The 17430-nt window shown below is 28.0% G+C and carries 13 protein-coding genes; 4 read left to right on the top strand and 9 right to left on the bottom strand.

Going from position 1 to position 17430, the window contains the following annotated elements; translation table 11 throughout:
• Positions 1-52: 52 nt before the first annotated feature.
• Both mutS and L3B98_RS25350 read right to left on the bottom strand, forming a co-directional pair.
• On the bottom strand, positions 53-2791 hold the full coding sequence (gene mutS, locus L3B98_RS25355) for a DNA mismatch repair protein MutS (RefSeq protein WP_238918730.1): 2739 nt from the start codon (positions 2789-2791) through the stop codon (positions 53-55).
• Between the two features lie 365 nt (positions 2792-3156).
• The gene (locus L3B98_RS25350) at positions 3157-4617 is read right to left on the bottom strand and encodes an NADP-dependent glyceraldehyde-3-phosphate dehydrogenase (protein WP_238918728.1); all 1461 of its coding nucleotides are present in this window, start codon (positions 4615-4617) and stop codon (positions 3157-3159) included.
• Positions 4618-4858: 241 nt separating this feature from the next.
• On the opposite strand from L3B98_RS25350, the gene L3B98_RS25345 reads away from it, so the two are divergent.
• Positions 4859-5437 carry a hypothetical protein gene (locus tag L3B98_RS25345; RefSeq protein ID WP_015393305.1) on the top strand — a complete coding sequence of 193 codons (579 nt, stop codon included), beginning with the start codon at positions 4859-4861 and terminating at the stop codon, positions 5435-5437.
• Between the two features lie 81 nt (positions 5438-5518).
• Here L3B98_RS25345 and fetB read toward each other — a convergent pair whose 3' ends face one another.
• The 5 genes from fetB to L3B98_RS25320 all read right to left on the bottom strand — a co-directional run bounded on the left by fetB (position 5519) and on the right by L3B98_RS25320 (position 13413).
• Positions 5519-6298: an iron export ABC transporter permease subunit FetB gene (gene fetB / locus L3B98_RS25340; protein ID WP_238918726.1), complete on the bottom strand. Its 780-nt coding sequence runs from the start codon at positions 6296-6298 to the stop codon at positions 5519-5521.
• Complete coding sequence (locus L3B98_RS25335) at positions 6291-6926, bottom strand: ATP-binding cassette domain-containing protein (RefSeq protein ID WP_238918724.1); 636 nt, start codon at positions 6924-6926, stop codon at positions 6291-6293. Before L3B98_RS25335 ends, fetB begins: the two co-directional genes overlap by 8 nt.
• 241 nt (positions 6927-7167) lie before the next feature.
• On the bottom strand, positions 7168-8691 hold the full coding sequence (gene lexA, locus L3B98_RS25330) for a transcriptional repressor LexA (RefSeq protein ID WP_238918723.1): 1524 nt from the start codon (positions 8689-8691) through the stop codon (positions 7168-7170).
• Positions 8692-9090: 399 nt separating this feature from the next.
• Positions 9091-11793 (bottom strand): alpha-L-rhamnosidase, encoded by a 2703-nt coding sequence (locus L3B98_RS25325; protein WP_238918718.1) that lies wholly within the window; start codon positions 11791-11793, stop codon positions 9091-9093.
• Positions 11794-12039: 246 nt separating this feature from the next.
• Positions 12040-13413: an MFS transporter gene (locus tag L3B98_RS25320; protein ID WP_238918717.1), complete on the bottom strand. Its 1374-nt coding sequence runs from the start codon at positions 13411-13413 to the stop codon at positions 12040-12042.
• A 416-nt stretch (positions 13414-13829) separates the two neighbouring features.
• Between L3B98_RS25320 and L3B98_RS25315 the strand changes: the two genes are divergently transcribed.
• Both L3B98_RS25315 and L3B98_RS25310 read left to right on the top strand, forming a co-directional pair.
• Positions 13830-14885: an AraC family transcriptional regulator gene (locus tag L3B98_RS25315; protein ID WP_015393299.1), complete on the top strand. Its 1056-nt coding sequence runs from the start codon at positions 13830-13832 to the stop codon at positions 14883-14885.
• A gap of 216 nt (positions 14886-15101) precedes the next feature.
• Complete coding sequence (locus tag L3B98_RS25310) at positions 15102-15896, top strand: Cof-type HAD-IIB family hydrolase (protein WP_015393298.1); 795 nt, start codon at positions 15102-15104, stop codon at positions 15894-15896.
• Positions 15897-15913: 17 nt separating this feature from the next.
• On the opposite strand, the gene L3B98_RS25305 is transcribed toward L3B98_RS25310, so the two are convergent.
• Entirely contained in the window at positions 15914-16195 is a 282-nt protein-coding gene (locus L3B98_RS25305; RefSeq protein ID WP_238918715.1) for a transposase, read from the bottom strand.
• A 216-nt stretch (positions 16196-16411) separates the two neighbouring features.
• Entirely contained in the window at positions 16412-16855 is a 444-nt protein-coding gene (locus L3B98_RS25300; RefSeq protein ID WP_015393296.1) for a hypothetical protein, read from the bottom strand.
• 134 nt (positions 16856-16989) lie between these two features.
• Here L3B98_RS25300 and L3B98_RS25295 point away from each other — a divergent pair, with 134 nt between their 5' ends.
• On the top strand, positions 16990-17322 hold the full coding sequence (locus tag L3B98_RS25295) for a hypothetical protein (RefSeq protein WP_015393295.1): 333 nt from the start codon (positions 16990-16992) through the stop codon (positions 17320-17322).
• Positions 17323-17430: the final 108 nt, after the last annotated feature.

Genomic DNA, 17430 nt, shown 5'->3' with positions numbered 1-17430 from the left:
ACCCACGACATTTATTTATCGTGGGCATATTATAGCATATAAATAGTAAATTCTAGTTAGTCAACTTTTTAGCTTCACTCACTAATTTATATAGTGTGTTCATAGCATCCATAGGATTTAAGCTTAAAATATCAACTTGACTTATTTCTTTTAATAAAGCTTCCTTTTCCATAAAGGAAAAGTCTAACTGCATATTATTTGAAGCATCTTTTTCCTTGTGTTTCTTAGTTTTTACTTCTTCTTTAATTTCTACTATAGTAGACTGCTCCTCTTTTAAAACTTCAGAGGTATTTTCTTCAACTGAAACAGTATTATTAGAAATATTTATGTCTATAGAAGCTTCAGCTTCATCAGGTTCTGTATTTGTTACTTTATTAATATCAAAATTATTCTCGCCCTCTAAATTTTGAAGAATTTCTTTAGCTCTATTAATTACTGCCTCTGGAAGACCTGCAAGTTTAGCAACCTCAATTCCATATGATTCATCAGCGCCGCCTTCTACAATTTTTCTTAAGAAGATTACGCTGTCTTTCATTTTTTTAACAGCAACAGAGTAATTTTTAACACCAGGCAAGATACCTTCAAGTTTTACTAATTCATGGTAGTGTGTAGCAAATAATGTTTTGCATCTAAGCTTATCATTTTTTGTTATATACTCAATAACTGACCAAGCTATGGATAATCCATCATATGTTGAAGTACCTCTACCAACTTCATCTAATAATACTAAACTTTTTTGAGTTGCATTTCTTAGAATATTTGATACTTCCCACATTTCAACCATAAAAGTTGATTTACCACCAGCTAGGTCATCAGATGCACCAATTCTAGTGAAAATCTTATCACATATAGAAATATTGGCTTTTGATGCTGGTACAAAAGACCCAATTTGAGCCATTAAAGTAATAAGAGCAACTTGCCTCATATAAGTTGATTTACCTGCCATATTTGGACCTGTTATTAAAAGTAATTCTTTATCATTTTGATTCAAAATAGTATTATTTGAAACAAATTCACCTCTACCTATTACTTTTTCAACTACTGGATGTCTTCCATCTGTTATGTCTATTATACCATCTTCATTAATTTCTGGTTTGATATAATCATTTTCTAAGGCAATTAAAGCTAAAGTAGATATTCCATCTAAGTTTGAAATTATCCGAGCACTTTTCTTAAGTCTTGAAATTTCTTTTTCTATATTGTCTCTTATATCAGAGAATAGTGCATATTCTAAATTAATAAGCTTTTCTTCTGCTCCTAAGATTTTTTCTTCCATTACCTTTAATTCTTCAGTTATATATCTCTCAGCATTTGATAGAGTCTGCTTTCTCACGTATCTACCTTCAGGAATAGAATCATAATTAGATTTAGAAATTTCTATATAGTAACCAAATACTTTGTTATAACCTACTTTTAAGGATTTAATTCCTGTAAATTCTCTTTCACGATTTTCAAGAGCAGCAATCCATTCTTTGCCATGAAGCTTTGATTGTCTTAATTCATCAACTTCACTATTGTATCCATCTTTAATAATATTACCTTCTTTTATGCTTAATGAAGGCTCTTCTTTTATGGATAAATCTAATAAATCTTTTATGTCAGTTAACTCATCAAGTTCAGCATGATATTCTTTTAGAAGATCAGATGATCTATCTTCTAGAAGTTTTTTAACCATAGGAAGCTTTTCTAATGATGATTTAAGAGATAACATATCTTTTGCATTTACATTTTTATTAGAAATCTTACCAACAATTCTTTCAATATCATAAATTTCTTTTAATGCAATTCTTAAATCTTCATTGAAACTTACAGAACTAAAAGCTTCATTTACCCCATTTAGCCTTTTTTCTATTTCAGTTTTAATAATTAGTGGTTCGTCAATCCACTTCCTTAGAGTTCTTCCACCCATTGCAGTAGCACTTTTATCTAAAACCCATAATAAAGAACCTTTTTTATTTTTCTCTCTAATGCTTTCAGTTAATTCAAGATTTCTTCTTGAATTTCCATCAATAGTCATGTAATTAATTATTTCATATTGTTCAAGTAAATTTATATTTGTTAAACTCATTTTTTGTGTTTCATATATATACTTTAAAAGAACCCTACTTGTAATTTCTCTTTCAACTGTCAAACCAGCTACTTCCATATCAGAAAATTGTTCTATTAAATCTTCTTTTGATACTAAAAATTCTTCAAAATTCACTTTAGAAATTAATGCTGAAGTTATTCCTTTTATATCTTGAATAACATCATCACTTAAAGTTTCTGAAACTAAGATTTCTTTTGGTGAAATTTTTGCTATTTCATCAAGTAAACTTATTCTTATATTGTTAAAAGATGTTGTTTTAAATTCACCAGTACTTATATCAGAAATCGAAATTCCTATTTTATCATCGTATACTTGAATAGCCATCAAATATGTATTATCATTTTCAAGTGAAGTTGTATTATCAATAAAAGTTCCAGGAGTTATTATTTTTACTACTCCTCTTTTTACAATTCCTTTGGCTTCCTTTGGATCTTCAAGTTGCTCACAAATTGCAACTTTATAGCCTTTGCTAATCAATCTTGGAATGTATGCCGCAGCTGCATGATGAGGTATTCCACACATTGGAGCTCTTTCTTCTAAACCACAATTTTTTCCTGTAAGAACCAGTTCTAATTCTCTCGATACAGTTTCAGCATCTTCAAAAAACATTTCATAAAAATCACCTAATCTATAAAATAGAATACAATCTTTATATTCCTCTTTAGTTTTTATGTATTCAACCATCATTGGCGTTAAAGCCATAATTATTTCCTCCTTTAAGTTCACACGCTATAGTTAAGGGGTGTTATTACAAATTTTAGAAATGATATTTCCATAACCGGAATGCTATTTTATTTTTGTTGTTAAATGTAAAAATCCCCAGAACAATTATAACAATTATCCTCGGGATTTTCATTAGTTTTAATAAGTTTTTCTAAATTAATACAAATATAATTAAAATTATAATAACTCATAAACTTAAAATATCAATCAAAAATTTCATTTTGTACGAGATGTTTCTTTTAACAATCCATTGAAATAGTTCAAATAAAAAGTAATAGGTAAGAGTTTTCTTCTTAACTCTCACCTATTAATGAATCTTACTATTAATTTGTAATAGTTGCTTTTTATTTTAATAGATTTATTACTGTTGCTTTAGGTCTTGACATTGATTCTATAGAATATCTTATACCTTGAGTTCCAATTCCAGAAGCTTTAACTCCAAGGAAAGGAAAATGATCAGGTCCTCTTTCAGTCTTACCATTTACTTGAACTGTACCAACTTCAAGTCTGTCAGCAATATAAAAAGCATCATCGATATTTTTAGTAAAGACAGCGCTTTGTAGGCCGTATTCTGATTTATTAGCTATTTCTATCGCTTCATCTTTATCTTTTACTCGAATTATAGGAAGTACTGGACCAAAAGGTTCTTCCCAAGCAATTCGCATATCAGTAGTTACATTATCAAATAATGTTGGGAAGATTATATTACCATCTCTATTTCCACCTGCTATTAAATCTGCACCTTTGCTTTTTGCATCTTCAATTAGTTCTGACACATAATCTGCAGCTTTTTTGTTTATTAATGGAACTATATCTACATCATCAACTAAAGGATTACCAATTTTAAGTTTACTAATTTTTTCTTTGACTTTAGCAACAAGTTCATCAGCAACTTTATCAATAACCAAAATTCTTTTTACAGCTGTACAACGTTGACTTGAATAAGAATAACCTCCAGCAACAATATTAGTTGCTGCAAGTTCTAGATCAGCATCTTCTAATACAATGGCAGCATCCTTACCACCTAGTTCCATTAAAAGAGGAACCATACTTGTAATTTTAGAAATCCTAGTTCCTACTTCTGTACTTCCAGTAAAGTTTATGAAATTTATGTCTTTATGAGTAACAACATAATCACCAATTTCGCTTCCTTTACCTGTTATAGTGTTTAATACACCATTAGGAACACCAGCTTCTTGAAAAACTTTAGCTAAATATAAGCCACATAGGCTACCTTGAGTAGCTGGTTTTAAGACAACAGAATTTCCAACGATAATAGCTGGTGCTATTTTAGAAGCAGCTAAATTGATAGGATAATTAAAAGGAGAAATTGCTAAAACTACCCCTAATGGTTCTCTAGTCACAACAGAAATTTTATTTCTCTTATATCCTGGAAAAGTATCACCTGGAATACTTTCTCCTGATAAATTTTTAGCTGTATCTGCTGTAAATCTTATAAAATCTGCTGTTCTAGTGATTTCAGATCTAGAACTTTTTCGATCCTTACCAATTTCTCTAATCATTATTTCTGCAAGTTCATCAATATTATTAACTAAAATATCTGCTGCTTTATATAATATTTCTGCTCTTTCATTTATAGGAATCTTCTTCCAATCTTTTTGCGCGTTTTTAGCTGTGCTAATAACAAAATCAACCTCTTCTTTTGTCATAGCTGGAATTTTTCCAACAATTGAATTATCTATTGGAGAATTGATTTCTATTAAATTATCTTCCTTACTGCTCACCCATTGACCATTAATTAAATTTTTAAATACATTATTTTCAGATTTAATGCAATTAAACATATTTTCACCTCTATCTATTGTTATTTAATAATAATTATTATATAATAAGCATATAAAAATTACTAGTTAATTTTTAAAATATATTTAGACTTAGTATACTGAAATGTTAATTATTACTGAAATATTTCTAGAATCCTTAGAAACTCATATATAACTTTAACCTTATTTCACAGAAATATTACGTGATTTTAAATTGTTTTTAATCTTATAATTGTATACTAATTTTAAAAGGAGTGATAAAATGAAAAAATTAAATATTTGTATTGATATTGATGGAACTATTACCGATCCATATTATTGGTTAAATTATGCTAATAACTATTTTAACTTAAAGGTATCAGAAGAAGATATTAATTCCTATGAAATTTCTAAAGTACTTGGAATCGAAGAAAAAGAATATTTGAAATTTTACGAAGAATTAAAATTTGATATTCATAGAAAACAAGAATTAAGAGAAGACGTTAAAAATGTGTTAAATAAGTTGTTTAAGAATAATAATATCTATTTTGTTACAGCCAGAGATAAATCTTTAGAATTATTAACAAATCTGTATTTAAAACAAAATAAAATTCCGTTTGATGATGTTTTTGTTTTAGGAACTCATAATAAAGTTCCAACAGCAAGAAATTTAAATTGTGATATTTTTATTGAAGATAGTTATGATAATGCTATTGAGTTATCAGCTAGCGGATTTAAAGTATTATTAATTGATACGAACTACAATAGAGATCCAATAAATAATAATATTATAAGAGTATATAATTGGATGGAAATATTAGAAAATATTAATAAGATGTCAAAAGAAAAAGAAGTTATCTAAAGAAAATGTATATGTTGCAATTTTGTATATTTAATATAATAATTTTGCAATTCATTTCTGAGATAACTTCTTCTCTTTTATTTATTTAAGCCTATGGTCTTTAGTAAAAAATGTTCTATAGCCTAAACTCACAAATATTACAGTTGAAACTGCTGTACTACCTAGAATAGCAAGCATTATACCAATTTGATATTTAATTGCTGTTATTGGAAAGGTTCCAGAAAGTATTTGCCCAGTCATCATTCCAGGTAATGAAACAATTCCCATAGTGAGCATATTATTCATTGTAGGTAAAATTGCAGTATCAAACGAATTATTTACAATTTCTTTTGTTGCTGCTGCAGGACTTGCACCTAACATTAATGAATTTTCAATTTCAATTCTTTTTTCTTCAATGGAGCTACAAAGCTTATTAGCACCTAAAGCAATACCTGTCATACTATTTCCAATTATCATTCCAGAAATCGGTATAAAATATTGAGGATTAAACCAGGGTTGAACACCAAGGATAATTATAATGAAAAAAGTTGCAGTTAATAGTGCTCCAAATGTCATTGCAAATGCAATTATTTTCTTTAATTCATAAGACATATTATATTTAACTCTTTTAATTGAATTATAAATGGCAAAAGATATCATTACCACTATCATTATTGAGGTTAGCCACCAACTTGGATTATTAAAAACAAACATTAATATATAGCCCATTATTATAAGTTGTATTGTCATTCTGGTTGATGCAATAATAATCTGTCTTTCGCGTTTTATTCCTCGTGCTTTAAATATAATTAGCATTATAAAAACAAAGACATATGCAATAGATAATCGTAATATGGAAAGATTCATTACTGTATTATTCATTATATGCCTCCACTACCTTTCCCTGTTCAATTCTTATTATGGAATTTATAAATTTTTCTGCAATTAACTCTGAATGAGTGATCATTATGAGCTCTTTATTGTTTTCCATTACAAATTTAGAGAAATTATCAATTATAAATTCTTCGGTATCTTTATCTAAAGCTGCTGAAGGTTCATCTAGTAAATATGTATCAGCATTCATAAGCATAACTCTTGCAAGGCACAAACGTTGTTTTTCTCCACCTGAAAGATTGCTGCAAGTATCAGAAAGTTCCTTTCTTAACTCCACTCTATCAAGAGCATCTTTCATAGCTTCTTTTGAAGCAGGCAATTTTTCTGAAAATTCCAATCCAATTTGAAGATTATCTTCTATTGTTCCTGGATAAATTACAGGTGTTTGACCTAGCATTACAATGTTGCGACGCAATTTTATTGAGTTAATTTTGAAAATATCCATATTATTATAAGTGATTTTTCCTTCATCTGGAGCATTTAATCTATTTAACATTCGCAATAGAGTTGTTTTTCCGCTTCCTGATGGACCAATAATACAGGTTATATTCTTATTAATTTTTAAATATGGTATATCTAAGATATCTTTAAATTTTATATTGTTTAATTCAAACAATTAGGTTCACTCCTAACATAATAAAATATGTAAAGTCTAAAATTACAATACTACACTAGAAATATAATACATTTTTTCTGGAGCAGGCATGTAAAATTGAGCTGACGAAAATTTCACTAGTCCTGCGGAAGATAAATGTATCATATTTCGGTAAGTTTCGCATAGCTCTAATTCTCGCTTTTGATATCTATATAAATAGAAAACCATATAATAATTATATCAACTATTATATGGTTAATCATTAATTTTTTATAAGGCCAATTGCAACTCCAAGGAAATGGACTTCTTGATCTTCTATAATTATTGGATCATATTTTTCGTTTTCTGGCATTAATACAACTTGACCATGGATCTTTTTATAAGTTTTTAAGGTTGCTTCCCCATTGATATCAACTGCTACTATATCCTTAACATTTGGAAAAGGCTGCTTATTGATTACAACTAAATCTCCATCATAAATGTTTTTGTTTATCATGGAGTCACCCTTTACTTTAAGAATAAATGTATCTTTAGTATTTCTTATCCACTCTTTTGGTAAAAGATAATTATCTTCAATTGAATCATTCATTAATATAGGACTACCAGCAGCAATTTCATTAAATACTGGAATATTAATAGTATCTACTACTTTTTCTTCAATTCCATTGTATCTAATGTATATTTCATCCAATGCATCTGGATCTTTAATAAATTTATGAGAAACATTTCGTTTTAAATCTATATATTCGATTGGATTTAATGTTAAATAAGAGTCTGTGCTTTGTGGAGTTGTATTACTTTCGATCATATCATAATTTTCAACTTTAGTAGTATAATCTTCATTTACTTCATGATCATAATGTTCAGTTAGTGTAATACTCTTACCTTTCATATCATAACCTAAACTACTAAAAGCTTTTCCATTAGAAATCCAAGCATTTAATGTTGGCTTTTCACCAATATTAAATATAAAGGTTATGCTTGAATAATGAGTTTGAGTATGTATTGTTTTTAATAAATCCAATTCAACTTTTGTTAAAATTTCGCTATTATCAATAAAAATATGCGTAAAAGCTTTTGTTTTATTATTTGTAGCACTTTTAAGTGCAAAAGAAGCTTTATCTTGTAAATCTATTTTATTTATCTTATTCAAATTATTGTTATATTCAATAACTATGTCATAAATAGCATGTCTAAGTTTCGAATTCTTTCTCAGTATTTTTTTATTACCAGTTATTTCATTTATTCTGCTTTTTCTTGGCACCTTTTGATATTCTTCAATACTGTTGAGCCCCGAAGCCTTAATCCATGTGATTTCTTCAAATATAAATTTTGTGTATGAAGCATCAAATATATCAAACTTTTCCTTTGTATATTTTTGCTTAGTAACTTCAATAGCCTTTTTTAATTGTACTTCACATTCAGTAATTGATGCTTCTATTAGTTTAATTTTATGCTCTGTTTCATATTGATTAAAATAATATTGTATTAAAGAACTAATTGTGCTAATTTCTAATTTATTTGTATTATCAACATCAAAAAAACTATTTTGATGATATTTTTCACTATCCATATTATCATATACAAAGGATATAAATTTAGAATGTTCTTCACTATTTGTTGCAATAAGAATTCTATCATTTTTATTAATACAATAATTATTAAGTAATGTTGGAATTTTATTTACATAAGCTGTTGTTTTTCCTGTACTATTTTCACCTTTTATTAACATAGGTCCATTAGGTTTGCTGTTAATAATTTTCTTTTGTTTCCTATTGAATTCCATAAAAATCCTCCTTCCTTTTGTGTTATTTTATTTAGAATTTAATCATATCCTAAAATACAAATTATCACGAAACTAAATATATTCTATATTAAATCATAGATGTAATTATACTATATTATCTGACTATGTGCAAAATTTTAATCTTAGAGTATTGAATAAATTAAAAGTTGGTTCACTTCCTATTATTAAACATTACACCTTTCTTCTAACTAAAAATAAACATAGTGGGCAAAGAAGTATTGCACACTATGTTATATATTTATCGACTCAATAGATTTTATCCTAAACTATTAACTTAATTAAGGCATAACTCCTTTTTTATAGGGTGAAAAATTTCATATTCTGGCAAAGCTGCTCTTTATATTAGTGAAAAGATCCTTATTGTGGCAAAGCTACTCTTTATATATGTGTATATTCATACGAAAAATTATATACACCTGAACCAATTTCAAAAGAAATATTATCACCAAAAATTTCGAAACTAAAATTAGTATCAATATAAGTTTCGGAGAGCCCGTTAGTTAAATCAATATGCAATCTTTTTTCATTGTAGGCTTCAATAATGTATTTCTTTATTTTTTCAATATTTTTAACTTTAGGAAGTGTAATCCTTGAAGTTGTATTGTGAGGAATTACTACATTCATATATATCTTATCCTCAATTATTTCCCAACTGACTGATATTTTTCCATACATAGTATCTAAAGCAGCCTTAGTATAGCTCAATTTCTCTGATAGTTTTGGAGCTATTTGGGATTTTTTATATCCTGCCTCAACCATATCAATACCACCAATATTTTGGTACATCCATGCACCTACTGAACCATATGAATAATGGTTAAAGGAATTCATACCTATATCCCAAAAAGAACCATCAACTTTAATACTGTCCCAATGCTCCCACATGGTTGTAGCACCTCTTTCTACCTGATATAACCAAGATGGATAATCAGTATTAAATAGAAGTTTATAAGCAACGTCTTCATATCCATTATCAGATAGCACATGACAAATATACGGAGTTCCTAAAAATCCTGTATCTAAATGCATATTTTTCTTTTCTATTAATTCCACTAATCTTTTAGCAATCCTTTCTTTATATTTTTCTTGGACTAAATCAAAATATAAAGATATTACTTGAGCAGTTTGAGTTTCACTTGTTAAATTACCTTCATTGTCATAAAATCTATTAATATAAGCTTCTTTTATTGAAGCATATAACTGGTTATATAATTTGTAATCATCAAACTTTCCTAATATTTTAGCTATATTTGCAAATATTCCTGTAGAATAAGCATAATATGCGGTAGAAACTAAGTATCCATCGGTTGCTCCAAAAAAGCTTCCTTCTTCATTGTCTAAAGCAAGCCAATCTGCAAGTTGAAGACCAGTATCCCAAAGATATTCATCATTACCTTGATTTCTTATATAATTAATCCAATTTTTCATGCTATCATATTGCTGAATTAATATATTTTCATCCCCATAACATTGATAAATTGTCCAAGGACATATAACAGCTGCATCTCCCCAACCTGCGGTTGTTAATCCAATTCCATCAGCAAATGTGCCCTTTAATATATCTGGAACTACAAAAGGTACTGCACCATCTGACATTTGATTACAAGAAAGATCCTTTAACCACTTGCTGAAAAAAGGTGCTGCATTCATATTAAAGCATGCAGTTCGTGCAAAGATTTGTGCATCTCCTGTCCACCCTAAACGTTCATCTCTTTGAGGACAATCTGTTGGCACATCAATAAAATTACCCTTTTGTCCCCATAAAATATTATGTTGAAGTTGATTAATTTTTTTATCAGAAGTTTCAAAACTTCCTATAGGTTTCATGTCTGAATGAAGTACAACTCCTGTAAAATTAGAAGGTTTTATATCTTTGGGGAATCCTTCAAGCTTAACATAACGGAATCCTTGAAAAGTAAAATGAGGTTCATATATTTCTTCTTCATTACCACTACATATATAAGTAACTTTTTGAGCTGCATCTCTAATATTATCTCTATAGAAATTCCCTTCTTTATCTAAAACCTCACCGTGAATTAAAGTTACTTTTTGTCCTTTTTCTCCCTTAATCTTAAAGCGTACAAAGCCAGCCATATTTTGTCCCATATCTAATACAAACTCTCCCTTTGGAGTTTTAAATATTGACAATGGTTCTATTTCTTCTTGAATTCTAATTGGTTCATTTTCTTGAGCAATTAAATGTGTCTTTGGATATGGAACAATTATTAAATTAATGTCTATACTAGTTTCCTCTTTTTCTCTTGCATCATATATTTCCCCATTATATATGTCAGACATTAATATGTTACAATTTTCTTCCTTCCAAGATTCATCTGAAGCTATAACTTCACTTGTGCCATCTTCATAATAAATATACATTTGAAGTAACAAAGCATTTTTACTTCCGTAAGTATCTTTTCTCTTAGTCCATCCTAGATAGCCACTGTACCAGCCTTCTCCAATTGTTGCATTAAGTTTATTGTCCTTAGCTTTAATTAAATCAGAAACTTCATAAGTCTGATATTGAATGCGATAATTATAGTCAGTCCAACCTGGTGTTAAATAATCTTCCCCAACTCTTTTTCCATTTAAATAAAGTTCGTACACTCCTAAACTTGTTACATAAACGACAGCTTTCTTAACATCTTTATTTATAGTAAAATTCTTAAAACAACTAAATGGAGCTCTAGCTTTAAAGTCTTCATTTATTTTTTGATCTTTTAAAGAAATCCACTCTGCCTTCCATTCCGAAGTATTTATTAAACCCATTTCCCAAAAGCACGTATCACTCCAATCGGATTCTTCTTCTTTATTAATCCATACCTTTACTCGATAAAAATATCTCATTCTACTTTCAAGTGGCGCTCCTTCATAAGGAATATGAATTGATTTTTCAGAGAAGGTATGCATGTTCCATACAATATTCTTAAATTCTTCGTCTGTTGCAACTTGTATTTGAAATTGCTGCTGTTTAACATTTCTTTTATCAGAAATAATCTGCCAGCTCAATCTTGGATTTATTTTATCTATTCCTATTGGATTCTCTAAATATTCGCATTTTAAGTTTTTTACAACTAGCATACTAAAACTCCTCTCGATATCTATGCATGTTTCAATTGATAATGTATCATTTATACGTAATAATATATAAACAAAGCTTTAGCTTTAAAATAATTATATAAATTCAATTGAATTACATATACTTTTTAAATGTATAATTAGGCATAAGTTAAAACAACCTAATGCCTAATTAAAATACAAACTATGATTTTCTAATAAAAATTTATATTTACTAACTTATCTTTTTAAATAGTATTAATAAATACCTTATTTGTTTCTTTCTTTTAATTCTGCAATAATTTTAGGATATATTTTATCTAAATCGTAGAAATAAAGTAATACAGCTGTTAGTATTGATGCAGCAATTGGTGCATATGCAAAGGAAACTTTCATTGCCATGATTGCTGAAGCACTTTGAGTAGCTTGTCCTCCAATATATCCACCAAGGCCTAATATTGCTCCAAGCACTGCACCGCCTAATCCTGTACCTACTTTTTCAGCAAAACCTTCTGCTGCAAAAGTTAAACCTTCAATACGAATTCCATGTTTCCATTGACCATACTCTACTGTATCTCCAAGCATTGCAAAGGCTGAAACTAAGAATCCAGCGGATCCTAAACCTTTAATAACTAGTCCGACTATGATCATTGTAATATTTGTTGGAGCTAATGCCATAGGTATTGAGCCAACTATAGTTAATATTATTCCACCTAAAGCAGTGTTTCTTTTTCCAAACCTAGTAAGAACAGGTCCTGCTAAAAATGATCCTGCAATTATAGGTAAAAAAGATGCTGTTCCAATTACTCCAACTAAATTGGGATTTCCAAGTACATATTGAGCATAATAAACATTTACCCCACCAAGTCCTGCTGATATAAATATTATTACAATACTAGCTACAATCATTGCCCAATATTTATTTCTAAATAATGTTTTTAATCCATCCTTTAAAGAGAAATCAGCATTATCTACTGGCGCTGCTACTCTTTCCTTTGTATTCTTAAAACACATAAAATATAATACCGCTGATGCTATTCCATATACAACTGCAAGAAGAAGCCATCCCTTTTTTCCATCGCCAAAAGTCTTTACTAAAGGCATTGTAATTATACTAAGTATTAATGCACCTAAAAAACCAAACATACTTCTATAAGAACTTAATTGTGACCTTACATTTGAATCTTGACTTATTAAAGCACTCAAAACGTTATACGGAGTTGCTGTTCCTGTAAACATAAGCATTCCAAAAATATATGTAATAAATGCATAAATAATTTTACCGTTACTACTTAAATCTGGCGCTGTAAACATTAGTATTAATGATACTGCATAAGGTATAGCTAGCCATAAAAGCCAAGGCCGAGCCTTTCCAAACTTTGTTTTTGTCTTATCAACAATTGCCCCCATTGCTAAATCTGCAACTCCATCAAGAATTCTTCCTGCAAGTAAAATAAATCCAACTGTTGCTACTGCAATTCCTGCAATATCTGTATAGAAAAAACTTATAAAAGTATTTGCAGTAGTCAATAAAAGATTACCTGCTAAATTTCCAAATCCATAAGAAACTTTTTCGCCAAAACCAACTTTATTATTTTCACTGTTAGCTGAAATATTAACATTTGCCTTTGAATTTATATCCATATTTTTCCTCCTACTTAACTTATAACTCATAAGTTATTTATTCATAAGTTATCGATTACAAGCTGAGCCCAAACTTTAAGTTAATCAAACACTATACTCATATAATATTTCAAATTCAGCTTAAAACCAATAACATAACTTAATGAAAAAGGCTGACATTTTTTAATCTAAATTTCAAGTGATAAAAAATTTATTTGGACATTACTTTATATGTATATAGCTATTTGAAATCATTAATCACACTTTTGTAATCCTATATCTAATTTAAACTTACAACATTTAATTTTAATGATTGACATTTTTTAATCATAGGATTATATTTTTAAAATAATAAATCTAAGTTTATATAGATAAAAAATCTATAATAAATCCTATAATTGTGCTTAGGTATTTTTAGAAAGGAATTGGTGTAGAAAATGAACTTAATGGAATTAGATAAATTTTTAAAAGAATATACAGAAGACGAATTATATTATAAAAAATTTTATTTAGCTAAACAAAATCCTAATACCTATAAAACCTTTATGGATAATTTGGATATAGAATACATAAAGAAATTAAGGCTTCTCATTCCTGGAGTTGACCATGGTATTGATCCTTCTTTCATGCCAGAAGATATACTTTTTGTTGAAAAGAAAAACCATAATGTCATAGCACTAAAACACTATAGATATACTCCTGAATTTAATCATAAACATAGTTTTTTTGAAATGAGTTATGTTTATTCTGGAAGCTTCAAACAAGATATTTCTGGAGATGAAATTAATTTTAATGAAGGTGATTTATACATTCTGCCTCCTAATGTTGAACATTCTGTTGGCATTTACGATGATACTGTACTGGTTAATTTTTTGATCAGAAGAAGTACCTTTAATGATACATTTTTAGAAGTATTAAGTGAAGAAAATATCTTGTCTGCTTTTTTTACTAAGATTTTGTACACTAAAAATTACAATAACTACATTATATTCCACACAAATAATAATCCTGAAATAAAGAAAATTCTTTGTGAAATGATAATTGAAGACTTTGAAAATAAGAAATACAGCAATAAAATTTTAGATAATCAAATTATGATACTCTTTGCAAATTTACTAAGGAACGATATTAATAAGGTAGAATTACCTCAAGAACTGCAAAAGACTAACAAACAGCTTGCCTCAATAATTTCTTATATTCAAGGAAATTATAAGACTATAACTTTGAATGATTTATCAAATGAATTTCATTTTTCAATACCCTATTTAAGTAAGCTTATAAAAAAAACAACAGGCCATACCTTTAAAGAAATGATTCAAACCTTAAAATTAAATAAGGCAATTGAACTTTTATCCTCAACAGATTTAAAAATTCGGGATATTAGTGATGCTATTGGTTATGAAAATGATACCCATTTTATAAGAACCTTTAAGAAGGTTTATGGGATTTCTCCTAATCAATATAGGGATCAAATACAGAATGTAATTGACTAATTAAACTTAATGTAAAAGAAAATAGCATTATAATTCTCCACTATAATTTTATTCACAAAAAATTATAGTGGAGAATTTACGTAAAATTATTACAATATAGAATCTATATAATTGAAACTATATTGTAATAATCCTATAAAATATGTATAATGACAATTGAATTTTAGTTAATGATTCATTTCATTATTAAGTATACAAGCTTGAAGGGAGAATATTATGAAACCTAACATTATATTTTTTGACATAGATGGAACGTTGTTATGCGAAAAAACTTATCGCGTTCCCCAGAGTACAAAAAATGCTATAAAAAAAGCACAGGAAAATGGACATCTTGTATTTGTTAATACCGGAAGACCTATTTTAGAAATTGACACTTGTATAGAAGAATTAAATTTTGATGGGTATGTTTGTGGGTGTGGTACATATGTGGAATTGAATTCAAAAGAATTATTTCACAAGAGTCTTGGAATTGAATTATCAAAAGAAATTGCAATGAAATTAAAAGAATATAAAATAGATGCTATTTTAGAAGGAAGAAATGGTGTTTATTATGATCATGATAAAAATATAAATTCAAAAGAAGTGCAAAGAATTAAGGAACGTCATATTAAAGAAGGTTTTTATAAAGGACAAACTTTTGATGATGTAGATATTGATTTTGATAAATTAGTTATTTGGAATAATGAAAATAGTAATTTCGAAGCTTTCTATGATAATTATAAGAACTCCTTTGATTTTATACATCGAGGCAAAGATTTTTATGAAATAGTTCCTTTAGAATGTTCTAAAGCCACAGGAATAAAATTTATTTCAAATTACTTAGATATACCTCATGAAAATACTTATGCAATTGGTGACAGCACAAATGATTTAACTATGCTTGAATATGTTAAAAATAGTATTGCTATGGGAAATAGTAATCCAATATTATTTGATTTAGTGTCTTTTGTAACAAAAGATATTGAAGAAGACGGAATTGCTTATGCTTTAAAACATTATAATATGATATAAAATATAAAAATCAAACATCAATTTTTTAGAGACATTATGATATTTTTTAGAGTTTCTAGCTCCTTTTTTAATTCTGTATTTTCTTGTTTTAGTTTTTTAATCTCATATTGATATAAATAGAGTGCGGTTCCATGGTCTGGAAACGCACTCTCTCCGTATTCTTCATATTCACTTATACGACGATATAATGAGTTATAGTGTACAACCAGTGCTCTGGAAACCTCTGCTACAGGCATGTTATCTTCTATAACTAACTTTACTGCTGCTATTTTAAATTCTTTGTTATATGAACGTCGCATAATAAATAAACCACCTTTCATATTTTTCTCTTAACTTTGTGTCTACTTTATTATACCATGTCCAATTTTTATTATTTCACTTGTCTACCTATAAGTGAGCATATCACACTTTACATTGAATTCAATAATTTAATATATTGATAACTTCAACTCGTAGCAATAATTTTTTTTCTATGCAATTCTGCAATTATTGGTTGAATATTTTTTGAAGATATATTAGACATGAAAACGGCATGGATTGAAAGAAAATACTACAACAAAGTCATAGGACTCTTTAGTACAATTATCAATTGCTGTAAAATTTAGAATATCATTTTTTTTAGGATCTAACTTACAATAAGTTTCTACAATTATTCCAGATTGAATTATTCTATATATTCCAAGATTTCCGCATATCCCCTTTTCAGAATAAGGATCTTTATACTTTATAATAACATCTCCACATGACTTTAATACATCAACGGTGAAATATTGAGATTTCCCTGGATACAAATAAATCATCTTATTTTTTGTATCAAAATCAACTTTTAATTTACAATTAACATAAATTTTTGAGTTTCCGCTGCAAGAATAATCTTCAATATTTTCACTATCGTCTAGAGAATCTTCCTTAATGTAATCTTTATACTCTTCATCATATATATCTTTGCCTAAACTCATAATATGACCTCCTAAATAAACTATCTTTATAATTTAATATATAATATTGTATTAATGTTAATCTTGAAATGGTACAATTATCAATTTTAAAGCATAATATGCATTATAAGTGATAATAAAAAGGAAGTGTGATTTTGGAAGGTAATGAAACGTATAAAGAAAAATGCGAATTTATAGCACATCCTTGTGACTTAAAAGTGGAAATTAGGGAAATAAAACCGTTTTATGTGTGTGCATGCAAATCTATCTTATTAGATTTAAAAGTTATAAGTCCTTATAATATTAATAACTTTATAAAAATTAAAAAAGAACCCAAATATGGAAAGGTAGTTTTAATCAATTCATCTACTCTTATATATAAATCAACAAGGAGATTTTCGGGATTTGATTTGTTTCAACTTCTAGTTGAAGATGAATATGGTGGAAATCATATTGAAAATATACTTATTCGTGTTGTATGCAAATAGAGAGTGAGATTGTTAAAAAACCTCACTCCTATTTATACTTCATATCTTATTGAAAATGTTACTAATAAATATGTGTTTAATTTCGGTAAGTTCCGCATATATCTAATT

The sequence above is a fragment of the Clostridium sp. YIM B02555 genome, assembly GCF_022320955.1.
GTDB lineage: Bacteria > Bacillota > Clostridia > Clostridiales > Clostridiaceae > Clostridium > Clostridium saccharoperbutylacetonicum.
Note: the sequence above shows the minus strand (reverse complement) of the source record. Positions and strands in the feature narration are given on the sequence as shown.